General features: G+C 42.9%; 21 protein-coding genes. 12 read left to right on the top strand and 9 right to left on the bottom strand.

All coding sequences use genetic code 11. The annotated features are described in order from the left end of the window. Positions 1-60: 60 nt before the first annotated feature. From IGI73_RS12560 to IGI73_RS12545, 4 genes are read right to left on the bottom strand one after another with little or no spacing between them, the layout of a single operon-like run. Positions 61-705, bottom strand: coding sequence for an ECF transporter S component (locus IGI73_RS12560; protein ID WP_005228527.1), 645 nt, complete (start codon positions 703-705; stop codon positions 61-63). Between the two features lie 2 nt (positions 706-707). Continuing rightward, positions 708-1265, bottom strand: coding sequence for a phosphopantothenoylcysteine decarboxylase (gene coaC, locus IGI73_RS12555; protein WP_005228528.1), 558 nt, complete (start codon positions 1263-1265; stop codon positions 708-710). Between the two features lie 31 nt (positions 1266-1296). Further along, positions 1297-2046, bottom strand: coding sequence for a phosphopantothenate--cysteine ligase (gene coaB / locus IGI73_RS12550; RefSeq protein ID WP_266167209.1), 750 nt, complete (start codon positions 2044-2046; stop codon positions 1297-1299). After that, the gene (locus IGI73_RS12545; protein WP_159160769.1) at positions 2043-3032 is read right to left on the bottom strand and encodes an acrylyl-CoA reductase family protein; all 990 of its coding nucleotides are present in this window, start codon (positions 3030-3032) and stop codon (positions 2043-2045) included. The genes coaB and IGI73_RS12545 overlap by 4 nt, the downstream gene beginning before the upstream one ends. 386 nt (positions 3033-3418) lie before the next feature. Between IGI73_RS12545 and IGI73_RS12540 the strand changes: the two genes are divergently transcribed. The 8 genes from IGI73_RS12540 (at position 3419) to IGI73_RS12505 (ending at position 12475) form a co-directional block, all read left to right on the top strand. Further along, positions 3419-3961, top strand: coding sequence for a helix-turn-helix domain-containing protein (locus IGI73_RS12540; RefSeq protein ID WP_005228532.1), 543 nt, complete (start codon positions 3419-3421; stop codon positions 3959-3961). 16 nt (positions 3962-3977) lie between these two features. Beyond that, positions 3978-5066, top strand: coding sequence for an ABC transporter ATP-binding protein (locus IGI73_RS12535; protein ID WP_005228533.1), 1089 nt, complete (start codon positions 3978-3980; stop codon positions 5064-5066). A gap of 12 nt (positions 5067-5078) precedes the next feature. After that, entirely contained in the window at positions 5079-5888 is an 810-nt protein-coding gene (locus IGI73_RS12530) for an ABC transporter permease (protein WP_010749878.1), read from the top strand. Beyond that, positions 5885-6721, top strand: a complete 837-nt coding sequence (locus IGI73_RS12525) for an ABC transporter permease (protein WP_005228535.1) — start codon at positions 5885-5887, stop codon at positions 6719-6721. The genes IGI73_RS12530 and IGI73_RS12525 overlap by 4 nt, the downstream gene beginning before the upstream one ends. Beyond that, on the top strand, positions 6718-7791 hold the full coding sequence (locus IGI73_RS12520; protein ID WP_010749877.1) for an ABC transporter substrate-binding protein: 1074 nt from the start codon (positions 6718-6720) through the stop codon (positions 7789-7791). Before IGI73_RS12525 ends, IGI73_RS12520 begins: the two co-directional genes overlap by 4 nt. Positions 7792-8232: 441 nt before the next feature. Next, the gene (locus tag IGI73_RS12515; RefSeq protein WP_428206632.1) at positions 8233-9990 is read left to right on the top strand and encodes a 1-deoxy-D-xylulose-5-phosphate synthase; all 1758 of its coding nucleotides are present in this window, start codon (positions 8233-8235) and stop codon (positions 9988-9990) included. Between the two features lie 290 nt (positions 9991-10280). Next, positions 10281-11459 (top strand): MFS transporter, encoded by a 1179-nt coding sequence (locus tag IGI73_RS12510; protein WP_428206631.1) that lies wholly within the window; start codon positions 10281-10283, stop codon positions 11457-11459. A 128-nt stretch (positions 11460-11587) separates the two neighbouring features. After that, the gene (locus tag IGI73_RS12505; RefSeq protein ID WP_428206630.1) at positions 11588-12475 is read left to right on the top strand and encodes a MurR/RpiR family transcriptional regulator; all 888 of its coding nucleotides are present in this window, start codon (positions 11588-11590) and stop codon (positions 12473-12475) included. A 35-nt stretch (positions 12476-12510) separates the two neighbouring features. Here the strand turns inward: IGI73_RS12505 and IGI73_RS12500 are convergent, their stop codons facing one another. Then, positions 12511-13332 (bottom strand): MBL fold metallo-hydrolase, encoded by an 822-nt coding sequence (locus IGI73_RS12500; RefSeq protein ID WP_428206629.1) that lies wholly within the window; start codon positions 13330-13332, stop codon positions 12511-12513. 471 nt (positions 13333-13803) lie between these two features. On the opposite strand from IGI73_RS12500, the gene IGI73_RS12495 reads away from it, so the two are divergent. Together IGI73_RS12495 and IGI73_RS12490 are read left to right on the top strand one after the other, a co-directional pair. Beyond that, the gene (locus IGI73_RS12495) at positions 13804-15660 is read left to right on the top strand and encodes a beta-glucoside-specific PTS transporter subunit IIABC (protein WP_071859226.1); all 1857 of its coding nucleotides are present in this window, start codon (positions 13804-13806) and stop codon (positions 15658-15660) included. 11 nt (positions 15661-15671) lie between these two features. Continuing rightward, positions 15672-17096, top strand: coding sequence for a 6-phospho-beta-glucosidase (locus IGI73_RS12490; protein ID WP_428206628.1), 1425 nt, complete (start codon positions 15672-15674; stop codon positions 17094-17096). A 122-nt stretch (positions 17097-17218) separates the two neighbouring features. On the opposite strand, the gene IGI73_RS12485 is transcribed toward IGI73_RS12490, so the two are convergent. Further along, positions 17219-18103 carry a helix-turn-helix domain-containing protein gene (locus IGI73_RS12485; RefSeq protein WP_428206627.1) on the bottom strand — a complete coding sequence of 295 codons (885 nt, stop codon included), beginning with the start codon at positions 18101-18103 and terminating at the stop codon, positions 17219-17221. A 132-nt stretch (positions 18104-18235) separates the two neighbouring features. On the opposite strand from IGI73_RS12485, the gene bglB reads away from it, so the two are divergent. Further along, entirely contained in the window at positions 18236-19342 is a 1107-nt protein-coding gene (gene bglB, locus IGI73_RS12480) for a beta-galactosidase BglB (RefSeq protein WP_428206626.1), read from the top strand. Between the two features lie 39 nt (positions 19343-19381). Further along, positions 19382-19693 (top strand): L-rhamnose mutarotase, encoded by a 312-nt coding sequence (rhaM, locus tag IGI73_RS12475; RefSeq protein WP_060791390.1) that lies wholly within the window; start codon positions 19382-19384, stop codon positions 19691-19693. 156 nt (positions 19694-19849) lie between these two features. Here the strand turns inward: rhaM and IGI73_RS12470 are convergent, their stop codons facing one another. The 3 genes from IGI73_RS12470 to IGI73_RS12460 are packed head-to-tail and all read right to left on the bottom strand — an operon-like array spanning position 19850 to position 23701. Beyond that, the gene (locus IGI73_RS12470) at positions 19850-21301 is read right to left on the bottom strand and encodes a response regulator (RefSeq protein WP_005234181.1); all 1452 of its coding nucleotides are present in this window, start codon (positions 21299-21301) and stop codon (positions 19850-19852) included. After that, on the bottom strand, positions 21298-23067 hold the full coding sequence (locus tag IGI73_RS12465; protein ID WP_438759236.1) for a sensor histidine kinase: 1770 nt from the start codon (positions 23065-23067) through the stop codon (positions 21298-21300). The genes IGI73_RS12470 and IGI73_RS12465 overlap by 4 nt, the downstream gene beginning before the upstream one ends. Next, the gene (locus IGI73_RS12460; protein ID WP_428206624.1) at positions 23036-23701 is read right to left on the bottom strand and encodes a DUF624 domain-containing protein; all 666 of its coding nucleotides are present in this window, start codon (positions 23699-23701) and stop codon (positions 23036-23038) included. Before IGI73_RS12460 ends, IGI73_RS12465 begins: the two co-directional genes overlap by 32 nt. Positions 23702-23872: the final 171 nt, after the last annotated feature.

Raw genomic sequence — 23872 nt, 5'->3', positions numbered from 1 at the left:
CAAAAGGGAAGCGACCGCCTAAGTTAGCCAAAAAGCTAACTTTGGGCGGTCGCTATTTTTTTAGATACGATTTTTTTTGCGGTTCATGACTAAGCGCAAAAGGACGGTTCCAACTGCCATCGTGGCGATTCCCGCTACAATGGCTTCAGGTACACCTTGGGCGAAGATTACACCCAAAATCGCTGCATAGACAGCATTGCCGGCTTTCCCCACAACCTCCGCATATTCTTGCTGGAACAAGAAGTAGATCAGGTTCATTACCAGGATCGTATTCGTCAAGCCTCCAGCAACACCAGCAATCAGTAACGAAAGACTTTGCTGTTTGTTTTTCCAGATTTTTTGACAGCCTTTATAAACAAAGTAAGGAACGACACCAATCAAAATACGAGGAATCAACGCTACGAGGATCGCTTTCCAGCTTCCTTGATCACTCCCATAAATCGGTACGAAAGGGGAGAAGACAAAAGAAAGCGGGGTGATGATCCAGGTCGAACGCACCATACTGATGATCCCAAAGGCGCCGCCTAAAAAGCCGCCGATCCGAGGGCCTAATACAATGGAAGCGATGATCACAGGAATATGCATCGTTGTCGCATTGATTGGTCCTAAGGGAATAAACCCAAGAAAGGGAACCGATGCTAAAAGAATCAAGATTCCCAAAAAGAAAGCTGTTAAGACAAGTTCAAAAGTTGATATTTTTTTCATTGTTAGACACTCCGTACTTCCAAAGCAGTCAATGCTTTTTCGAGAATCGTTTCTGTTGCTGCTAATGCGCCTCTGCCGAAATCACCGCAAGCCAGTAACGCTTCACGGGGTTCAATCTCTTGGAAGCCGACTTCTTTCAAAATCCCCAAATTTCTTTGAACAATCGGGTTTTCGTACATGACGGTATTCATGGCTGGTGCAATCAAGCGGGGAACGGATAACGGCAACGCTAAGGCAACTGTTGAGATCAAATCATCGGCTATCCCATGCGCCAGCTTGCCAATACTGTTGGCACTGGCTGGGGCGAGCAAGAAAAGATCGGCTTGTTTGGCTAGTTCAATATGATTGATCCGATCTGGTTGACGTTCTTGCATAACATCGACATGGATCGGGCGTTTGGATAATGACTGTAACGTCAAAGGCGTAATAAATTGTGTGCTGTTTTGAGTCATTAAGACATCCACTGCATAGCCCTTTTTGGTTAATTCATTGGTTAGGTCGGCTGCTTTGTATGCAGAGATACTGCCGCTGACGCCAAGCAGAACGTGTTTTTGTTTCATGTTTCTTTCTCCTTTTCTAAAAAACATCTAGCTAAGCACGCAGGTCATTGCGTAATGTGTCAACGATCAAGGTTGCGATCTCAGCTTTTGTGCGGCCAGTCCCGATTTGTCCTTCTTGTGTCAAAAGGTGTCCGACATGCTGGTTTCCAGAAATTTGCGTCAAGTCGTTGGCCAACACATAATCCGCTTGGCTAGCTAGCAGACTTTTTCGTGCGACCGCAAACAACTCGACTTCCGCTACGTCTACTAATAATTTGAATCCGACTAATAAGGTTGTCGGCTGTAATGCTTTGATGGTTTGGATCACTTTTGGGGTTTTCTTCAACACTAAAAACAAATGATCAGTATTGGAAGAAACTTTGCCTGCCGTTGATTCAGATTGTGAGAGCACGTGTGCCATCAATGCCGGAGTGACCTGGTTGTCATAAGCTGGTAGGGCATCGTTGATTGCTTCATAAAACGCTGCTTCTGAAAAATGAGCAGCAGGGGTGAAATCACTGACTGCCATACTGTGGATCACAGCAGCATACGAATGGGTCGTCAATAAATCGGTCAACTGCGTCAACAAGTCCGTGGTCCCTTCAATGAAATGACAGGTAACGCGTGGATCGGTCGGCGGTTGTTTGGCAGTTTTCGTCGTAACGTAATCGATGGCCACCTCAGGGTATTGCAGCCATTCCTTGGCAATGGCTTGACCAAGTGAGCCCGTGGAATGATTCGTGATTGCACGGACATCATCGATTTTTTCAGAAGTACCGCCAGCCGTAATCAAAATTCTCATTGCGCTTGTGACACCTCAACGATCGTCCGTCCTTGGTGCGTACCAGCTAATAAAGCTGCCAATGTTTCTGGCAAGTCTTCCAAAGTGATGGCTTTCGTGTAAAGCTGATCGATCACATTCCACTCACCCGCTAATTTCTCCCATAATGCCGTGCGGATCTCATGGGAAACATTGACCGAATCGATCCCAATTACGCGAATCCCACGCAAAATAAATGGTAAGACAGTCGTTTCGATTTTGATTCCACCAGCATTGCCGCATAAGAAGGCACCGCCCCCATAAGCGATTTGCGGAAGCACTGCCGCAAGCAATGGACCGCCAACTGTATCGATGACCGCTGCAAACGTTTGTTTTGCTAATGGTTTGACCTTTTCTGGTACCACGTCATCAGGACTGACGATTTTCGCTGCGCCTAGGTCCAACAACCATTGCGCATCGGTTTTCCGAGATAGCGCCACTATATTTGTATAGCCCAGTTTTTTCAATAAAGCAATGCTGACACTGCCGACGCCACCGCTAGCGCCTGTCACCAAAATAGCAGCGTCTTTTGCTAAGTGCAGCTGTTCTAATTCTTGCACCGCTAAAGCTGCTGTGAACCCAGCAGTGCCATAGGTCATACTGTCTTTTGCTGAAAAACCAGCAGAACGTTTCACGAGCCACTCGGCTGGGACCCGTTGAAATTGACTGTAACCGCCTGGGTGAGAAACCCCTAAGCCATAACCTGTCACTAAAACTTGGTCGCCTGGGGCAAAATCAGCAGACTGACTGTCCACGACTTCCCCTGCTAAATCGATTCCCGGCGTCATCGGATACGTGCGGATCACGCCGCCATTTTCTTTTGCTGCCAAGGCATCTTTGTAATTGACATCTGAGTAATCAACACGGACAAGCACATCGCCTGCTGGCAGCTCGTCAAGAGTTGCAGTTGTGAGTGAAGCAGTAAAATTTGGTTCATTCATGACACGAAAGGTAGAGAAATTCGTCATTTCAGACACTCCTTTGATGGTTTGTACTCATAATACCATAAGTTTTATTTTTTTAACCAGTGAAGCAAGAAAAGGCAGGTCTTCTTATCAAAAAATCAGCAAAAACAGATCATTATTAAATCTACCTTTTCTTCGTTAAAATAGAAGTTGTTCTTTTAAACCTTTAAAAAGCGAAAATGCCGGGACCACCAATCGTTTCCTTTATAACACAAGCGTTTAGCGTCACTCCCTTTTTTGATCAGAGAGAAAAGATTTCAAAAAAATGAAGAAAAAAGGCTTGTGTTTTTTGCAATTATTTGTATACTAGAAAAAGTGAAATTAAACATGAAGTTTACTTATAGCAAACTTTTTTATTTGAAGTTGTGTCAATCAAAGGGGGAATGAACATGGAGATTGGCGAGAAGCTGCGCAATTTGCGCGTTCAAAAGAATTTGACCCAAGAAGAATTAGGCGAGCGGACCGATTTGACGAAAGGCTATATCTCACAGTTGGAGCGTGATTTGAGTTCGCCTTCTATGGAAACTTTTTTTACGATCTTAGAAGTTTTAGGCGTGACACCAGAGGAATTTTTCCGAGAAGAAAATGCGCAGCATCAAGTGGTTTATCGCGAAGAAGACAGCACGCTTTATTATGATGAAGAAAATGGCTATGAATTGAAGTGGCTGATTCCCGATTCCAATGAAAATGAAATGGAGCCAGTCTTGCTGACTTTTGATAAAGCGGGCGAATACAAGACCTTTGAACCATCGTTAGCAGAAACATTTATCTATGTCTTAGAGGGCAGTGTGGCGTTGACACTAGGAGAAACGCAGTACAAGGCTCGTAAAGGCCAATCGATTTATTATCAGGCGACTGAGCCGCATCAATTAAAAAATATTGCGGGCAAAAAAAGCCGTGTGCTTGTAGTCGTGACAGATTCTTATTTATAGTACAGGAGGAAAGAGTGTGGGAAAAACAATAATTTCATTCAACAATGTGGTGAAGCGATTTGATGATGATGAAACAGTTTTGAAAAAAGTGAGTTTTGATATTGAAGAAGGTCGCTTTTATACATTGTTAGGTCCTTCAGGTTGTGGAAAAACAACCATCTTACGCATCATTGCGGGTTTTTCGGACGCAACAGAAGGCGACGTTTATTTTGATGGACAAAGAATCAATGACGTTCCTGCCAATCAACGGCAAGTGAATACTGTCTTTCAAGATTACGCCTTATTCCCACATATGAACGTTTTTGAAAATGTGGCATTTGGTCTGCGAATCAAAAAATTACCAAAAGATGAAGTGAATAAAAAAGTCTTAGAAGCGTTGCGGCTAGTACAACTTCCTGGTTATGAGAATCGTGAAATCAGCGAAATGTCTGGAGGTCAACGCCAACGGGTCGCAATCGCACGAGCGATCGTCAATGAGCCCAAAGTATTGCTTCTTGATGAACCCTTGTCCGCATTGGATTTGAAATTGCGAACCGACATGCAATACGAGCTGCGGGAATTGCAGCAGCGACTAGGCATCACCTTTATTTTTGTCACCCATGACCAAGAAGAAGCGTTGGCGATGAGTGATGAGATTTTCGTTATGAACAAAGGGAAGATCGTCCAAAGCGGCACACCAGTGGATATTTACGATGAACCAATCAACCATTTCGTGGCGGATTTTGTCGGTGAAAGCAACATCGTCACAGGTACGATGATCGAAGACAACTTAGTGGAGTTTGTCGGCAAGCAATTTGAATGTGTCGATGGCGGGATGCGGCCGAATGAAGCTGTTGAGATCGTGATCCGTCCAGAAGATTTGAATTTGACGACGGCGGAAAAAGGCAAGCTGGTCGTTGAAGTAGACACGCAATTGTTCCGAGGCGTGCATTACGAAATCATTTGTTACGATGAACAAGGCAACGAATGGATGGTTCACTCTACAAGAAAAGCCACTGAAGGAAGCAAGATCGGGCTTTCCTTTGAACCAGAAGACATCCACGTCATGCGTTTCAATGAGTCCGAAGAAGATTTTGATGCTCGTTTAGAGAGCTACGAAGATTAGGAGGGAAAGCTAATGACGAAAATGCGTCGTTTTTATGCGATACCCTATGTCTTTTGGTTATTGCTATTTGTTATTGCACCAGTCTTATTGATCATCTACCAATCCTTTTTTGATATGAACGGCAACTTTTCGCTGGTCAATTATCAAAGCTACTTAGGTTCTGGCAAATATTTGATCATGACCTTAAACTCGGTTTGGTATGCCTTTTTGATCACCGTGATTACCTTAGTGATCAGCTACCCGACAGCCTATTTCTTAACTAAGCTGCGTCACAAAGATTTGTGGCTGCTGTTGATCATCTTACCAACGTGGGTCAACTTATTGTTAAAAGCCTATGCGTTTATTGGGATCTTCGGCATTCATGGCAGTGTCAACAACTTCCTAGAAATCATGGGTGTTGGACCAAAGCAGATTTTGTTTACCGACTTTAGCTTTTTGACGGTTGCCGTCTATATCGAACTGCCCTTTATGATCATGCCGATTTTTAATGCCTTAGAAGAAATGAATCCCTCTTTGATCAGTGCCAGCCGCGATTTAGGGGCAAACAGCTATGATACGTTCCGACGAGTGATTTTCCCTCTGTCGTTAAACGGTGTGAAAAGCGGCGTCCAAGCCGTCTTCATTCCGTCGCTCTCCCTCTTCATGTTGACCCGTTTGATTGGGGGCAATCGCGTGATCACGCTTGGTACGGCGATCGAGCAGCACTTTCTCGTTACCCAAAACTGGGGCATGGGTTCGACCATCGGCGTCATTTTGATCATCGCTATGTTCCTCGTGATGCTGTTTACGGGAGAAAAGAAAAAAGGAGGGCAACGTAAATGAAAAAATTTCGCTGGTCGAATCTTTATCTAATCGTCGTCTTTATTCTTTTGTACGTGCCGATCTTTTATTTGATTTTCTATTCCTTCAATGAAGGAGGCACCATGAATGCTTTTACGGGTTTCACTTTTGAACATTACCAATCCGTCTTTCAAGATACCCGCTTGATGATCATCGTGTTGAACACCTTTATGCTGGCATTTTTATCAGCATTACTGGCAACGATCATCGGCACATTTGGTGCGATGGGCATCTACTATACCCGCAAACGTCGAACGAGAACGGCATTGTTGAGTTTGAATAATATTTTGTTGGTTTCACCAGATGTCATCATTGGTGCCAGCTTCTTGATTTTCTTTACGATGATCGGCAACTTGTTCCGTGGGTTTAGCTTAGGCTTTTTCAGCGTATTGCTTTCGCATATCGCCTTTAGTATCCCGATCGTGGTCTTGATGGTCTTACCGAAACTGCAAGAGATGAACGATTCAATGATCGATGCTGCCCGTGATTTAGGCGCGAATAATTTTCAAGTCATTAAAAATATCATTTTGCCTTTCTTGACACCGGGCATCATCGCCGGCTATTTCATGGCCTTTACTTATTCACTCGATGATTTTGCCGTGACATTCTTTGTGACAGGCAATGGCTTTAGTACCTTATCGGTAGAGATCTATTCTAGAGCACGTCAAGGAATCAGTTTAGAAATCAATGCATTAAGTACACTTGTCTTCTTATTCTCCATGATCCTGGTGGTAGGCTATTACTTTATCAGTAAAGAAAACGGCGCGAAGAAATTACGTAAAAATCGCCGTGTGGAGGTGGCAAATCTGCGATGAAACGACTACAATCTCTGATTATCGGTATTGTTGCGATCGTCCTGATCTTGCTCTTTGGTGTCCGTGAATTGGAACGCTCCTCTGGTATGGCAGGCGCTGAGGTCGTCAACATCTACAACTGGGGCGACTACATCGACCCTGATTTGATCAGTAAGTTTGAAGAAGAGACAGGCTACAAAGTCAACTATGAAACCTTTGACTCAAATGAAGCGATGTTCACGAAGATCCAACAAGGCGGTACGTCCTATGACATCGCCATACCGAGTGAATACATGATTGAGAAAATGATGGAACAAAATCTTTTAAAACCATTGGATCACAGTAAAATCAAAGGGCTAGACAATATCGACCCTCGCTTTTTGGACTTGAGTTTTGATCCAGGCAATCAATATTCCATCCCTTATTTCTGGGGAACACTGGGGATCGTCTATAACGATAAATTCTTTGATGAAGGTGAGATCACCCAATGGGACGATCTTTGGAAACCCGAATTAGCAAATAGCATCATGCTGATCGATGGCGCGCGTGAAGTGATGGGATTAGGTTTGGACAGCTTAGGCTATTCTCTTAACAGCAAAGACGATGATCAGCTGCAAGAGGCATTCAATAAGCTACGGACCATGACCCCAAACATCAAAGCCATCGTCGCAGATGAAATCAAGATGTACATGGCAAATGAAGAAGCATCGGTTGCGGTCACATTTTCTGGGGAAGCAGCCGACATGATGTACGAAAACGAGCACATTCATTACGTGATCCCTTCGGAAGGTTCCAACCTGTGGTTTGATAATATGGTCATTCCTAAGACCTCACAAAACGAAGCCGGTGCTTACGCCTTCTTGAACTTTATGCTAGAACCCGAGAACGCTGCACAAAACGCAGAATACATCGGCTATTCCACACCTAACCAAGAAGCCATGGCATTACTGCCTGACGAGATCACCGAAGACGAACAATTCTATCCATCCGATGAATTAATGGAACACCTCGAAGTCTATGAAAACTTAGGTGCTGAGTATCTGGGCATCTATAATGATTTGTTCTTGGAATTGAAGATGTATCGGAAATAAACAAACTGCCATTAAGCAGGGAATGGATCCTGTTTAATGGCAGTTTTTTATAATTTACTATGACATATCAAATGAATCTCTAGGAATATGTATTAGAAAAGAAAATTTATAGAGAATAAACCTGCAATTGTTTCAATAATTAGGAAAAATCAACCTCGTTTTGTTCAAAATGTTTCAAGAACTACTTGACCTAAAGTCAACTCTAGGTGGTATCTTTTTAGATAGAAGAAATGAGCAGCGATTGTTGAAACTCAGAAAAATCATGATTTCCCTTTAGGATAACTTGCTATTTCTTGGTTTGACAGGAATTTAAAAAAGAGCGCCTAGCTCCGATTGCCGCTTTTTTCATTCCAGAGAACGATCTACTCATTTCGACTTCGTGTCTTTTTCCTTGTGAGTAAACACACGAACCATTCAAACATTTCTACAGGAGGTATGTACATGTTATTAGAAAAAATCAAAAGCCCCAAAGAGTTAAAAGAATTGACCAGTGGGCAACTTCAAGAACTGGTAGTAGAAGCACGAACTGCTTTATTGGAAAAAATCAGTCACCATGGGGGGCACAATGGCCCCAATCTGGGGATGGTTGAGATGACGATCGCGTTGCATAAAGTCTTTGATTCTCCCACCGATAAGCTGATTTTTGATGTGTCTCATCAGACCTATATCCATAAAATGTTGACGGGACGCGCCCATGCCTTTCTTGATGCTGCTCAGTATGATGCGGTTTCTGGTTACACGAATCCGAAAGAAAGCGAGTACGATCTCTTTACGGTCGGTCATACCTCCACCTCAGTTTCGTTGGCAAATGGTGTGGCGAAAGCCCGTGACCTAAAAAATGAAACGTATAACGTCGTTGCCGTGATTGGCGATGGTTCTCTATCAGGTGGCTTAGCGTTTGAAGGCTTGAACAATATTGTGGAATTAGGCACCAATACCATCGTGATCCTCAACGACAATGACCAATCGATCGCGGAAAACCATGGGGGGATGTACCAGAATTTGCGGGCATTGCGGGAAACCAAGGGGCAAGCAGCAGACAATCTGTTCAAAGCGATTGGTTTTGAGTACCACTATTTAGATGAAGGAAATGACCTCGCTGCCTTGATCGCTTTATTTGAAAAAGTGAAAGACATTGATCATCCTGTTTTATTACACATTCATACGATCAAAGGCAAAGGCTTCAAGTTTGCGGAAGAAAATCGTGAAAAGTTTCATGCAGGTGGTCCCTTTCATTTAGAAACAGGCGAATATATTTCTGCTGGCGGCAATCAAGTAACCTACAACAGCTTAACGACGGATTATTTATTAGAAAAAATGGCGACAGATCCTAAAGTTGTGGCAGTAAATGCTGGTACACCGATGCTGCTTTTTTCTCCAGAACAACGAGAAAAAGCAGGTAAACAATTTGTAGATGTGGGTATTGCAGAAGAACATGCGGTATCGATGGTTGCTGGGTTAGCAAAAAATGGAGCGAAACCTGTCTGGGCCGTTTTTTCTACCTTTATGCAACGTAGTTTTGATCAAATTTCCCATGATTTGGCCTTAAATCATCTGCCTGGAACGATTCTGGTATACGGTGCATCGATTCATGGAATGAATGACGAGAGCCATTTGGGAATTTTTGATATCCCCTTTTTGGCACATATTCCTAACCTTGTTTATCTTGCGCCAACCTCTAAAGAAGAATATCTAGCAATGTTGGATTGGTCGCTGGAACAAACCAACGCTCCAGTTGCGATCCGGGTACCGGTTGGACCTGTCAACGAAACGGTACGAGCAGCCTCTACTGACTACAGCGATCAAAAAAATGAGGTGACTCAAGCTGGCACGCAGGTAGCCATCGTCGGTGTCGGAAACTTTTATGCGCTAGCGGAAGAGATCGCAGAACAATTGAAAATGCAACATGGAATTACCCCAACGGTGATCAATCCTAAGTTTATTTCAGGGGTCGACAAAGAATTGCTGGATGCTGTGGCACGAGCGCATAAACTCGTTGTCACGTTGGAAGACGGCATACGAGAGGGCGGCTATGGACAAATGATTGCCAGCTATCTTGGTGATCGTGAGATTGCCGTCAAAAACTATGGCTTAGAAAAGAAATTTTATGATAATTACCGAGCAGCGGACGTTTTATCCGAACTTGGTATCACTGCTGAGGCAATTACGAAAGATATCATAGAACAGCTGCAGAAATAAGTTCTCTTAGGGTGTCTTGTGTAGCTGATAGGATTGATAAAAAATGAATGATCGAAGGAAACCTTGCAGAAAAACAGACTGCAAGGTTTTTTCGCAGACTATCGGTGACGATCTGCAGCAAATGCAGAAGACCAATGCTTTTCAAGCATAAATTCTCAGCGTAGGAAGCATTGGTCAAATGCTGGCGATCCAGCAAATAATAAAGAGGTAGGAAAAGATTGCTTTGGTGTCTTATCTGGTTGAACTCAGAGAAACAAAAAAAGTATTTTGTAAAAAGAAAAGGGGGAACTATGAAATTTTTTTCAATGAAGTTGCTGGCACTGTTGTCGGTGGCAATGGTCGTCTATTCGGCACCGGCGATTTCTGCCAATGTTCCAGCGATTGCGGCAAGCTTTCCAGAAGTAGATGCGGTCTACGTCGGGTTACTGACCACGATTCCGTCATTGTTTCTTTTGCTGGGGATTTTTACTACTAGCATGATCGAAAAAAGGATCGGCAAAAAATACACGATGGTCACCGGCTTGGTCATTGTGGCAGTTTTTGGCACGCTGCCGGCATGGTATCAGGGGAGCTTTCCCGTCTTGTTTCTTTCGCGCGCGATTCTTGGCTTTGGGATCGGCTTATTCAATCGTTTGGCGATTCAAATGATTAGTTTGTTGTTTCAAAATGAGCCGCAAAAGAAAGCCAAGGCCCTTGGGTTAGAAAGTGCCGTCGGTGGTTTAGGTGGTATCTTTATGACTTTGCTGGTAGGGCAGCTAGTGAAGATCAGTTGGGAGATCTCTTTCTTCGTTTATGGCTTTGCCTTGATCAGTCTCTTTTTTGTTCAGGTGTTTATTCCCAATGAAACAAAAGCGACCACCGATGCGGCTCTGATAGCGAACGTCACGGTTTCAAAAGAACGGAAACAAAAGTCATTTGTTTTGGGGGTGCTCTTGTTTCTGATCGTTGTCTTGTTTATCAACTACAATCTGCAGATCACCCCGTTGTTGTTGGAAAAAGGAATTGGTGATGCGACCGATGGCAGTAACATGATCGCCGCCATTGCGACGGGGGCATTTATCGCCGGCAATGCCTTTGGCTTGATATATAGACGCCTACATCGCTGGTTGCTGCCCATTGCGGCATTGCTTGCAGGAAGCAGCATCTATTTGACCTATCCCTTGCAGACGGTGGGGCTGCTCTTGGGTTGTTCTTTACTACTAGGCTTTGCCTTTCGCAGCATCATGCCTTTTTTCACCCACTTGCTGACGACTGGTGGTGAAGCGGAAGCTAAGTTTGGCACGATCGTCTCGATCGTTGCTTACAATTTAGGAGTCACGTTACCACCTTACGCTTCACGCTTGCTGATACTAGTCAGTGGCAATGAAACAGCAGGGATGCAGATGATCTTATCAGGGGGCTTGTTGTGCTTGATTGGTGTCCTAGCTTTTTTGGGAAATAAATACTTTCTGTATTTTGAACGAGGATAGGCGAAAGCTAGCTTGATCCTCGTTTTTCCATCTTCATTTCATCCTTCTCATCGCTTATAATAAAAAGAAACAATGATGAGTTGAGCGTACTAGACAAACTGCAGGCGTCAATCAGAGGGGAGAACCAGATGTATCTTTTTCAAAAAATTGAAGAAGCAGCGTTTAAACAAAATGATGCGAGACGAACGATCGGTGACTTTTTATTAAGCAATCGAGAAAAAGTTAGTGAGTATAGCATGGAAGAAATCGCAAAACTGACCCATACTTCCAAGCCGACGCTGGTCCGTTTTGCAAAATATTTTGGCTTTTCTGGTTGGAAAGAATTTGTATATGCCTTCATGCACGAATTGGCTCATTTTGATAATGGGTCAGCAGCAATCGATGTGAACATTCCTTTTGATGAAGCTGCAGACACATTAGAAATCATTGAAAACTTGGCGAACTTGCGTATGCAAACGATTAAAGAAACAGCGGCACTTATGACCGTAAAAGACCTGAATCAAGCTGCGAGGCTCATCAATGGCGCTCAAACCATCGTCATCTATGGGCGTAGTCCAAATTCTTATTTCGGACAGCTGTTTAAACGCAACTTAAACACGATCCATAAAAAAGCCTTTCTTGCAGATGCGGATGAATCTGGCTTGATTTCTAATACGCTGACCCCACAGGATTGTGCCATTCTGATCTCTTATTCTGGTAATAATTCAGAAACGTATCCTATGAAAAATGTGAAAACATTGTTGAAAAATGGTGTGCCGATTATCAGTATTACGAGTGGTGGAGAGAACTATTTGCGGGACTATTCGACGATCGTCTTGACGATTGCTAGCCGAGAAAAACTGTATTCCAAAATTGGAAATTTTTCCACAGAAGAATCGATTCAGTTCCTTTTGACAGTTTTGTTTGCTAAGATTTTTTCCCTCGATTATCAGGAAAATATCCAAATGAAAATCACCAATGCTCGTTTTTTAGAGACGAGCCGAAAAACGACGTTTAAAGAGATGGCAGAAGAATAAAAGGACCGCACCGAATATGGTGTGGTCCTTTTTCCCTATTGTACATTGTTAGGAGTGGTTGATTTCAATTCGATTGGCTCACCGGCAGCGACAAGACGAATCCGTTTTGGATTGACGATCCGATCGTACAAAGCTTCAGGATCCCCATTAAAGGCATCGATATGCGGGGCATCCACTGTTCCCCAGTGGGAGAGGATCAATTCAGCATGCGGATAGGTATTTGCCAGTTTCACGGCGTTCTCAAAGCCGATATGCCAAGCGTTGTCGTTAAAGTCAAACAAGATCGCATCTGGTTGAGGCATCTCTAATTGTTCTGGTAAAAGACGAGAATCGCCAGGAATCCACAAGGAACCATCCGGAGTATCGATCCAAAAGCCGCAATAGTCCTCAATTTGGAAGACACGGTCAAATTTTGTCGTCTCATTTTGCCAAAGGTGATACGCTTTTGTTAAAGAAATCTCCAAATTTTTAACGGTGAATGAATCATAGATTTCGTGACCTTGGGCAGCAACTTGAAAGTGCTCTTGCATAAGTTCGGTAACATATTTGGGTCCATGGAAGCTATCGGTAACCGGGACTAATTTTTCAATCGTCGGAATGCCGTAGTGATCATTATCTGAATGGGTGATCAATACCGCATCTAAGTGAGGGACTGCCGCCGGTTTGATTGGCAGATCGATCAGTAACGGCAGGTCAAATCCTTCTAAGACCGGATCGACCATGATACATGTACCACGGCTGTTTAGAAGAATACCGGAGTTTCCTAACCAGCGAATGATCGTTTGATCTGTTTTTTGAAAAGCTTCTTCATGAAAGAAAATCGTTTTTGGGGGTATTGCTTGTTTCGCGTTTGTCATGTTTCTTCGTTCCCTTCGCCTGTTTTTTATAAATCCAACGCAGCATCGCCGTTCGTAACAGGCTATGCTGAATCGTTGTTCCATTATGAGGTGCTTCAACGGTTTGGGGGAAAGAAGCTGTAGTTCCAGTAATTTTAAGAGAGTATTGTGCCGCCTTTTTTTACATGATTATTCTATGGCGTGCGCTCATCGATTGTTTTTGATTGCCACAATTCAAAAGTGTCGCATTCATAGAGTAAATTATACCATTGTTTCTCCTGGCTTCGTCAAGGCAATGCGGGGGCTTTTCGTGGAATAAATTTCGAAAAAAGAGCGGTATTTAATGAAAAGGTGAAATCCATTTCGACTTTAGGAAAATGTATTGGAACCGCTCTCTAAAAATGGTACATTGCTGGCAGAAAGAACAGTATGTTTTACCGGTGAGCACATACAACATAGATTTTCTTTGAAATTTATCTAGGGGTGGAATGTATGAGTGAAAATTATCAATCATTGGCAAAAAAAATCGTCCAGTATCTGGGGGGACAAGAAAATATCACGGATGCCTATCATTGTCAAACACGATTACGCTTTAAAGTCAAAGATGAAAAGCGTATAGATGAAGGAGAACTAGAGGCACTCGATGGGGTTGCCAAATACATCAATAATGCAGGGGTACATCAAGTCGTGATTGGAACCCATGTCAAAGATGTCTATGAAGAAGTCACAAAATTGGTTTCGCTTCAATCATCAGGGACGTCAGATCCTGGGGAGAAAAAAGGACCGGCAGCTGCAGTGATCGATTTTGTGGCAGGAACGTTTCAACCAATTATTCCGGCATTGTCCGGTGCTGGAATGGTTAAGGCAGTTTTGGCTTTGTTGATCGTCTTTGATGTGATCACCGCTGATTCGCAAACCTATTACATGCTGAATCTTTTTGCAGATGGTGTTTTCTTCTTCTTACCAATGATCCTGGCCTTCACTGTGGCACAAAAATTGCGATGCAATCCAATTTTAGCGGCTTCAGTGGCTGCTATGATGATGCATCCTAATTGGGGTGCCTTGGTCACAGCAGGCGAACCCGTTCACTTTTTTGGGGTTATTCCTTTTACATTAGCAAACTATACGGGATCAGTTATTCCGATCCTGATCGTGATTTTTTTCCAATCGTATGTCGAAAAGTTTTTGAACAAAGTGATTCCAAAATCAGTAGAACTGGTTTTTGTTCCAATGCTAACATTCTTGATAATGGGTACATTAGCCTTCTCGCTATTTGGACCGATCGGTAGTATCTTGGGGGGCTATTTGGCAACTTTCTTTACCTTCTTAAGTGTCCATGCTAGCTGGGTTCCAGCGGTTTTGATTGGGGGCTTTTTACCAATCATGGTGATGTTTGGTTTGCACAATGGGATTGCTCCTTTAGGGGTGATGCAAATGGCAGAACTTGGGTATGACAGTATTTTTGGTCCAGGGGCATTGGTCTCAAACATTGCTCAAGCAACCGCAGTAGCAGTTGTCGCATTGCGTACGAAAGAGAAAAAGACTAAGCAGTTGGCGGTATCAGGGGCGATCACTGCCTACATGGGGATTACTGAACCCGCTTTATATGGAATCAATTTGCCAAAAAAATATCCGTTAGTTGCGGCAATGATCGGTGGGGCTTCTGGTGGTTTGTATGCTGGCTTGACCAATACGCATCGCTTTGCGACCGGTTCGTCTGGTCTCCCAGCAGTCTTACTATATATCGGTGATGATACGATGCGCTATTTTTGGAATATCATTATCGCATTGGTGATTGCAGCTGTGGTGAGTGCGGTCGTTACCTATGTCTTAAGTTTCAAATATGAAACAAAAGTGACAATTGATGTTCCAGATATGAAAGCAGTAGTCTTAGAAGATACCCTATTGATCAATCCTGTACCAGGAACCGTGATGCCACTGAATCAAGTCAAAGATGACGCATTTGCTTCTGAAGCACTCGGAAAAGGATTTGCGGTCGATGAACCCATCGGTGAAGTCATTGCGCCTTTTGATGGGAAAGTCGCTGCTGTTTTTCCTACCAAACACGCGATTGGCTTGGTTTCAGACACGGGAATTGAATTGTTGATCCATGTCGGTTTAGACACAGTGGAACTAAATGGTCAGTATTTTGATGCGTTAGTAGAAGCAGAGCAAAAAGTTACAAAAGGACAGCGACTGCTGACGTTCGATGTACAGCAGATAAAAGCTGCAGGATATGTCACACAAGTACCGATCATCGTTACCAATACACCACAATATACCGCAGTCGAACTTGTGAAGGAAGGTTTGGTAGCTAAAGAAGAGGAAGTACTTGTAGTCAAAGTTTAGGAGGAAATAACATGGGATTATCAGATGATTTTTTATGGGGTGGTGCAACGGCTGCCAATCAAGCAGAAGGAGGCGTATTAGCAGGAGGACGTGGCTTATCAAATGTCGACCTCTTACCAACTGGTCCTGATCGCGCAAAGGTTGCTGCTGGTGAACTGGAAATGTTGGAATGGCAGGAAGATTCTTTTTATCCAGCCCAAACGGCCATTGATATGTACCACCATTATATGGAAGATATTGCCCTTTTTGCCGAAATGGGTTTTAACGTGTATCGGATGTCACTTTCTTGGTCACGGATTTTTCCGAATGGCAATGACGAAGCGCCCAACGAAGAAGGACTGCTTTTTTATGAGAAAATCTTCAAAGAATTGAGAAAACATCAAATCGAGCCATTAGTCACGATTGCCCACTTCGATGTTCCGCTGCATTTGATCAAGGAATTTGGTGGCTGGAAAAATCGCCGACTCATTGATTTCTATGTGACTTATGCGGAAACCGTCTTCCAACGCTATCGCGGGTTGGTCAAATATTGGCTGACGATCAATGAAATCAATATTTTGCTGCATCAGCCCTTTGTAGGTGGCGGGATCGTCTTTAAAGAAGGGGACAATCGTCAAGAAATCAAATACCAAGCAGCGCATCATCAGTTAGTCGCCAGTGCCTTAGCAACCAAAAAAGCTCATGAGATCGATCCGACCAATCAAGTCGGCTGTATGCTGGCTGGCGGCAGTCATTATCCTTATACTTGCCGACCTGAAGATTACCAAGAAGCAATCAATCGTGATCGCGAAGGCTATTTCTTTATCGATGTGCAAGCCCGAGGTAAATACCCCAATTATGCCTTGAAAAAATTTGAGCGAGAAGGCTTAACGATCAAAATGACACCTGAAGACGAGGCGATTTTAGCGGCTTCTCCTGTTGATTTTGTCAGTTTTTCTTATTACTGTTCGCGAACGGTCAGTGCCCATCCAGAAGACTATGCGCAAGCGACCGGGAATCTCTTTCCATCAATTAAAAATGAACATCTACCATCGACTGAGTGGGGGTGGCAGATTGATCCGTTAGGACTGAGAAATTCATTGAATCAATTGTATGATCGCTATCAAAAACCGTTGTTTATCGTAGAAAATGGGTTAGGGGCGATCGATACCCCTGATGAGAACGGGTTTGTCGCAGACGATTATCGGATCAACTATTTAAAAAAACATATTCAAGCCTTCAAAGATGCAGTGACGATCGATGGCGTGGAACTACTTGGTTATACTACTTGGGGATGTATTGATCTTGTAGCAGCCAGTACCGGTCAAATGAGTAAACGCTATGGCTTTATCTATGTGGATCGAGACGATCAAGGCAACGGCACCTTGAAACGAACCAAGAAAAAATCCTTTGAGTGGTATAAAAAAGTGATCGCTTCAAATGGGGAAGTTTTATAGCATACAAAAAGAATGACACATTTCCTCGTGTCATTCTTTTTGTATTGTGTCATCTAACATCAGGAAAGGGAAGCAGCAACTCTTTTTTCACGAGCCAATGGTGGACGCTTTGCAACGGCTTGCTATTTTTTCCCTACAAAATGCGCAAAACGGACAAACTGATTTTGGGCTTCTTCTTGTAAAAATTCTTTTGGTGTCAGCTGAAATTCTTGTTTGAAGCAGCGTAAAAAATGGGTATAGGAGTTGAAGCCGCAAGCTTCGAAGGTGGCGGCGGCGCTTCTGGTTTTACGTAAAATTTCTTTGCTCTTTAAGAGTCGTTTCTTTACGACATAAGCATGAAAGGCGACGCCAGTTTCTTTTTTGAAGGTCCTTGAAAGCGAGTATGGGCTCATGAAAAGGGCTTTGGCGACGGTCTCTAAGGAGAGATCAGCGGTCAAATGCTGATTGATATAGGTAATGGCAGCCAAAATGTCTTTATTTTTATAGAGTGAGTCGGATAAAAACAGCGGTTCTTTTTCCTGATAGGCAATCGTATTGATGGAAATCAAAAACGCGATCAAATGATTTTGATAAAGTAAGTCGGTGCCATAATTGCTATCCGTTTTTTTGCGCAAAGGTCGCAATAGCTGGTCTAGTTGGTCGGCATCGATCGATAAAATACGACTGTTGATGCCGCCGTTGCTACGAAAACAGGCAGTGAGATCTGTTTGGGTAGTGGAGAGGGCAGCGAGATAACTAGGATTGATATACAGGTAGGTTCGCTCGAAAAAATCAGAAGTTTGATGGACGATTCGATGCAAGACATTCGGAGGAATCAAGATGATCGTACCAGGTTCTAGAGGGAATTCTCCGCCATCGATAAAGAAGACCGCTGATCCTTTTAAGGTACAGTGAATCTCATAAAAACTATGGTAATGATAAAGGGTATTGTTTTCTTCTACGATGTCTTTGATATGAAAGGCCTCAAAGCGATCGTTGATCATCGTATCCGCACTTTGATTCTCCATGATTGGCTCCTTTCGTACTCGTTTGATTTTATCATACAAGAATAGATAGTAAAGTGTCAATAACTGCTATTTTTGTGTAAATGTAAGCGTGTTACGATTAATCTATCAAAGAGAAATGAGAGGATGAACCCAATGGTGATTTTAGAACAGTTATTTGTGGAAAAACGTGTCGTGGAAGAAAAAATTGATCGCATGATCGAAAATTTAACGACGATCAAGGATGACAATGGTGAATTTCTATTAGACTTTGACGGCTTGATCGTTGATGATAAAAGCTGGGGGATTTGGAACTGGCCGCAAGGGGTGGGACTATATGGCATTTATAAAAACTACCAAATCACCAAAAATCCTAAAGCGCTCCAAGTTGTGGAAGAATGGTTTGAGCAGCGGATGTTAGAAGGCGCGCCCCCTAAAAATGTCAACACGATGGCGCCGCTTTTAGCAATGGCGTATCTTTATGAAGACACCAGAGATTCTCGTTACTTGCCTTACCTTGAACAATGGGCGGAATGGGTCATGCATGATATGCCGCGAACCGATGAAAATGGTCTGCAGCATGCAACCTATGGACCAGAAAATCGCAACCAGCTTTGGGACGATACCTTGATGATGACCGCTTTGCCTTTGGCGAAAATTGGCATGTTGCTGAATCGTCCGGCTTATATCGAAGAAGCAAAACAACAATTTATGATCCATATCAAATACTTAGTGGATAAAAAAACTGGGCTTTGGTTCCACGGCTGGACCTTTGAAGAACGCCACAATTATGCGCAAGCGCTTTGGGCTAGAGGCAACTGCTGGATCACCATTGCGATTCCTGAGATCATTGACATTCTCGACTTGCAAGAAGGAGATGCGTTACGAGGCTTCTTGATCAATACCCTCTTAGACCAACTAGCTGCCTTGCAAGAAATGCAAGATGAAAGTGGTTTGTGGCACACCTTGTTAGATGATCCTAGCTCGTATGTGGAGGCTTCTGCGACGGCTGGTTTTGCCTATGGGATTTTAAAAGCCGTTCATAAGCGTTACATTGACAAAGTTTGGGAAGATGTTGCCTATAAAGCGTTAGCTGGTTTGATCGAACAAGTCGCAGAAGATGGAGAAGTCCAAAATGTTTCCATCGGTACTGGAATGGGAGAAGACTTGGAGTACTACAAAAACATTGCGATTACGGCGATGCCTTATGGGCAATCACTGACAGTCTTAGCATTTACTGAACTATTGGTTTCATTTTGTTAAGTTAAACACCTTAGGCAATGAAGAGAGGAGCAGACAAAGATGATCAAAAAAGCGATTCGGATGAAGCTACATCCTGGTTATGAAGCAGAATATGAAAAACGGCATCGCGAACTATGGCCAGAACTAAAAGAGCAGCTCATAGCACACGGGGCGAAAAGCTACCAGATTTTCTTAGATCCAGAAACCCTTGCGTTGTTTGGCTACCTTGAGATTGAAGATGAAACCCGCTGGCAGCAGTTAGCGGCAACCGAGATCAACCAAAAATGGTGGCATTACATGGCAGAACTCATGGAAACAAATCCTGATGATTCGCCAGTGACACAGGAGTTAAAGGAAGTCTTTACGCTGTAAGCTAGACAAAAATGCTCATTCCTTAAAACGAACACGGTCGCATCAGTTGTTTGACATCAATCACTGGTTAGTCAAAGAGGTAGTTCGCTCACATTCGTGAGCGGACTACCTCTTTTGTTGAAATAGCAAAACAATGCTTTCGTTATAGAAGAAACGTTAAGAGAGAAGGGCTTTTTCTTGTTGCTTCAAAAATTTCTTTGGTGTCATACCAGTAATCTTTTTGAACGTTTGAACAAAATATTCAGGCGCATTGCTAAAGCCCGTCATCGCTGCCACTTCGTATACTTTGTAGTTTTTCTTCAGCAGTTCTTGTGCTTTTTGGATGCGGTATTCGGCTAATTTTTGATTGAAGCGAATCCCGGTTTCTTTGTAATAGGTTTTTCCTAAGTATTCAGGATTTAAGTACAAAAGATGGGCTGCGATCCATTTCAATGACAATGCTTCATGGTCATAATATTCTTCGATGATCAGGTTGACTTTTTGGGACAGCTGCATGTTCTCGCTATCATCTAAGCTGCCCCGCATCAAATCGATACAGTGAAGCAGCATAAACTGGAGTTCGTGCCAATTATTCAAGAGCATGATCTTTGGGGAATAGTCATCAAAGTAAATGTCTTTTTTGATGCGATGGTTTTCAAAAATTGCCGATAACAAATCGTTGACCTGCAGCCGCAATAGTTGGACAGGGTAAAGCTCCATGCGACAGGTAGAAAAAAAGTTTTCCGTAAGAACTTGGGCTAAAGTCAGTTCGCCTTTGTCGATCAATGCCAAAAGTTTTTCACGGTATTCCATATAGAGACTATTTTCATAGACATTTTCTTGTGAGATTTGGGCTTCTTGGATGACTTCAAAGGTATCAAAATAAAACTCCTTATCCAAGTTCCGCTTGCCTAAATGATAACTGAGTAAAAATTTTTCGGGAGTTTCGACCCAGCAATTGATGGCGATCCCTTTTCCTAGATGCGCAGCCTGTACCTTCGTTTTAAAAAAGAGATTAAAGGTATTTTCCGTACTGAAGTTCAGGATATAGCCAACTTTGTTTTGATGACCGATCACCAACTCGTGATGGTTCTCATAGCTTTCGATCCGCTTAGCGATGGCGTGATAGAATTTCGAATCAAATAAGTACATACAAAATGGAAAAACGAACGATTCAGGCAGCGGTTCTTCTCCGCAGCTATTGATGTATTGTTCAATTTGTTGTTTTAAATAGAGGGTAGATTCCATTTGGCGACGTTCAGAGCGTTCGATCGTCTCAGCCAACGCTTCTGAAAGCTTGCTCGGAAAAACAGGTTTTTCAAGGAAAAATTTGACCCCTAAAGCCATCGCTTCTTTGGCAAAGGAGAAGCTGCCAAAGCCTGTCAAAATAATGATTTGAATCGCAGGATTGATGGCTTTTAATTTTTTGATCAAGGCAAGTCCGTTGACTTTAGGCATATTGATGTCGGTAATCACGATGTCGATGGTGTTTTGCTGACAAAATGCCAAGGCTTCTTCACTGTCTGTGTAAATTCCTTTGACCACTAATGGGAAATCAAAAGAAGCAACGAGGTTAGCCACACCATTTGCTATCAAGGGTTCATCGTCAACAACGAGGATATTTTTCATGTTTCACTCACTCCTTTTAAGGGAATCACAAAGCGCACCGTCGTCTTTTTGAAGGGAATCGAGGAGACGATGGCTAACGACGCTTGATCACCATAATGCAGTTGCAATCGTTTTTGAATATTGGTCAATCCGATGCCGCCTTCTTTTTCAATCGAGAAGTTGGCTTTAAAACCAGGACCATTGTCAGAGACACTGACTTGGAGAAAGGTTGCTTGTTGTTCAATTGTAAGGACGAGGCGACACGTCTCCTTCATATCATTGACAGCATATTTAAAGACATTTTCAATCAATGGTTGAATCAGTAACTTAGGAATCTTAAAGGACAGGTCATTCACCAAAATTACTTCGATATACTCGATCCGTTTCCCGAAGCGAACGTTTTGAATATTGATATAGGCATGCACGATATCTAACTCATCTTGCAGCGTCGTGAAGTCAGACTTGGTATCGATTTTTTTACGAAACAAATAGGCAAGGGAGGTGACCATCTCTGAGATCTGCCACTGCTGATTTTCAATGGCGATCCAGTTGATCGAGTCTAACGTATTGTAGAGAAAATGTGGATCTAATTGCGCTTGCAATCCCTTAAATTCGATTTCTTGGGACAAAATACGCATTTCATAATTGTCCTTGATCAAGGCATTTAATTCATCGATCATCGTATTGTAGCTTTCGTAAAGGACCATGATCTCTTCTTGACTATTTTCTGGGACAGCGAGGGTCTTTAAAGAGGCCAGTTTTTTCGTTTTCCGCAGAACGGCCATTTGCGAAGCCAAGTCAGCTAAAGGACGGGTCAGCTGATTGCTTATTTTCCGAATCACAACAATAATCAAACATAAAAAAGGCAAACTCACAGCGATGGAAAGGCCTTGTAGTTTATAAAGATCCGCTAAGACTTGGTTTTCAGGCAGTAAATAAATGAAGGTCATATTCGGCATCGCCTTCCGATCCATTGCATAGTAGTACTTGCGATTATCAAACGTCATGGAGCCGATCGATCGCTGGAAGGTTCCCATTTTTTGCTGCAAGGTATTTTGATCCGCAGCGAGGGTTTGCTCGTCATTTGTGGTACTATAAAATTGGTTCTGATACGCCATGAAAAATTGGTTTTGTTCAGAGACAATAGGAAGACTTTCGATCTCGTTACGAAAGAAGGACGTATTGACTAGAAATATCACCGTACCAATATAGGTTAAAGAAAGATCGGCTGTTGAATAGATTTTTCGCAGGTAGACACCTTGAGAAAGGTCCTTTGCAAAAAACCAACTCCCTTTGGCAGGCTTATCGGGCAAAGTCTCGATCATATCTTTGATGGTTTGGCCATTAAAGATATGGTCGGTCTCGGCTAGAAAGTTGATCATGTTTTCGTTCGTTGGGGTAAAGAGATAGACGTTTTGAATCGTTGATTCATTGCGTACGAGGGCGTTGATTTCTGCACTTAAGGCATTCTTTTGGTCGATCGCCTCTAAGGATTGCAAGGAATCTTGTGCCAAGATCCTTTGTAGGCCATTTTGGATCGGTGCACTATCAATAATGCGAAAAGAGAGGGTTTCGACGGCAGTTAAACGTTTGGCGATATTTGTTGAAATGATCGAGACATCTTTATACGCGGCTTCTTTCAGCTGCGCCATGTAGACTTGTCGCCAAACTAAGGTCAGGAGAAGAGCCAATGAGACGATAATTGCCACCGTCGCAAAAAAGACAAAATGTAACTGTCGCTCAAAAGGCTGCTTTTTAAAGTGATTGATCAGCTTCTGGGACTTCATGGACACTGCCTCGCTTTGCTTGCAATTGTTTGGTTTTTTCAATCATCTGACCATGAAAAAATTCAGCGAAAAACAAGAAAATCACTAGTCCAAAGACGAGTAACAAGGAGGTTTTGGCAGTCAATAAGAGAAACAATAAATACCAGGTAAACAACAAGGCAAGGCCTTGCAGTGGGTAGCGAAAGACTAGAAAGATACTGACGTACAAGGTCTGTTTCCAAGCGTGTTGTTCGGCTTTGGCATAGGTCATAAAGCTGATGAATGCAGTGTAAAGGAGGAGAATCGTTAAAAGCAAATAGACAGGGCGCAGCCAAGCCATTTCAGTCGGGAAAAAATGAGTAATCCGTAAGTTAAACAACAACAAAAGTACTGTACTTAATAGTCCAATGCCAAAAAGGGAAAAGGTGCGAAAGGCTTGCTTGTAGGCTTGCCAGAAGGCAACAGCTGAATAGTCATGACCAGTTTTACGAAAATCATGTAAACATTTGATCGTGACAGCGGTGGCAGGACCGAAGCCAAAAATCCCCAACCCTAAAAGGGTAAAGAAAAGCCATAAAAGGTTTAATTTAGCAAAATAAGCTGTTACCGTAAAAAGACGAAACAGTCCGGTTTGTATTTTTTTTATTGTTTCCACCTACCTTGTTTTTTGAAAAGTAAGCCTTTTCAACGCTAGTATAGCATAGTATATTGGAAAAAATAGAGCATGTCTGTTTTTTTACATTTTTCATCTGTTTTTCTATTTTTTTCTAGCTATTGCCCGTGAAGGCTTAGCCTTCAGCGAAAACGACAGTCTAGTTTTTCACAT

It is taken from the genome of Enterococcus sp. DIV0755f (assembly GCF_051713725.1).
GTDB lineage: Bacteria > Bacillota > Bacilli > Lactobacillales > Enterococcaceae > Enterococcus_D > Enterococcus_D casseliflavus.
Note: the sequence above shows the minus strand (reverse complement) of the source record. Positions and strands in the feature narration are given on the sequence as shown.

Bases quoted from the DNA above. Each gene is read 5' to 3' on its own strand.
- IGI73_RS12560 (WP_005228527.1), bottom strand. From the start codon at position 705: ATGAAAAAAATATCAACTTTTGAACTTGTCTTAACAGCTTTCTTTTTG.
- coaC (WP_005228528.1), bottom strand. From the start codon at position 1,265: ATGAAACAAAAACACGTTCTGCTTGGCGTCAGCGGCAGTATCTCTGCA.
- coaB (WP_266167209.1), bottom strand. From the start codon at position 2,046: ATGAGAATTTTGATTACGGCTGGCGGTACTTCTGAAAAAATCGATGAT.
- IGI73_RS12545 (WP_159160769.1), bottom strand. From the start codon at position 3,032: ATGACGAATTTCTCTACCTTTCGTGTCATGAATGAACCAAATTTTACT.
- IGI73_RS12540 (WP_005228532.1), top strand. From the start codon at position 3,419: ATGGAGATTGGCGAGAAGCTGCGCAATTTGCGCGTTCAAAAGAATTTG.
- IGI73_RS12530 (WP_010749878.1), top strand. From the start codon at position 5,079: ATGACGAAAATGCGTCGTTTTTATGCGATACCCTATGTCTTTTGGTTA.
- IGI73_RS12525 (WP_005228535.1), top strand. From the start codon at position 5,885: ATGAAAAAATTTCGCTGGTCGAATCTTTATCTAATCGTCGTCTTTATT.
- IGI73_RS12520 (WP_010749877.1), top strand. From the start codon at position 6,718: ATGAAACGACTACAATCTCTGATTATCGGTATTGTTGCGATCGTCCTG.
- IGI73_RS12515 (WP_428206632.1), top strand. From the start codon at position 8,233: ATGTTATTAGAAAAAATCAAAAGCCCCAAAGAGTTAAAAGAATTGACC.
- IGI73_RS12510 (WP_428206631.1), top strand. From the start codon at position 10,281: ATGAAATTTTTTTCAATGAAGTTGCTGGCACTGTTGTCGGTGGCAATG.
- IGI73_RS12505 (WP_428206630.1), top strand. From the start codon at position 11,588: ATGTATCTTTTTCAAAAAATTGAAGAAGCAGCGTTTAAACAAAATGAT.
- IGI73_RS12500 (WP_428206629.1), bottom strand. From the start codon at position 13,332: ATGACAAACGCGAAACAAGCAATACCCCCAAAAACGATTTTCTTTCAT.
- IGI73_RS12495 (WP_071859226.1), top strand. From the start codon at position 13,804: ATGAGTGAAAATTATCAATCATTGGCAAAAAAAATCGTCCAGTATCTG.
- IGI73_RS12490 (WP_428206628.1), top strand. From the start codon at position 15,672: ATGGGATTATCAGATGATTTTTTATGGGGTGGTGCAACGGCTGCCAAT.
- IGI73_RS12485 (WP_428206627.1), bottom strand. From the start codon at position 18,103: ATGGAGAATCAAAGTGCGGATACGATGATCAACGATCGCTTTGAGGCC.
- bglB (WP_428206626.1), top strand. From the start codon at position 18,236: ATGGTGATTTTAGAACAGTTATTTGTGGAAAAACGTGTCGTGGAAGAA.
- rhaM (WP_060791390.1), top strand. From the start codon at position 19,382: ATGATCAAAAAAGCGATTCGGATGAAGCTACATCCTGGTTATGAAGCA.
- IGI73_RS12470 (WP_005234181.1), bottom strand. From the start codon at position 21,301: ATGAAAAATATCCTCGTTGTTGACGATGAACCCTTGATAGCAAATGGT.
- IGI73_RS12465 (WP_438759236.1), bottom strand. From the start codon at position 23,067: ATGAAGTCCCAGAAGCTGATCAATCACTTTAAAAAGCAGCCTTTTGAG.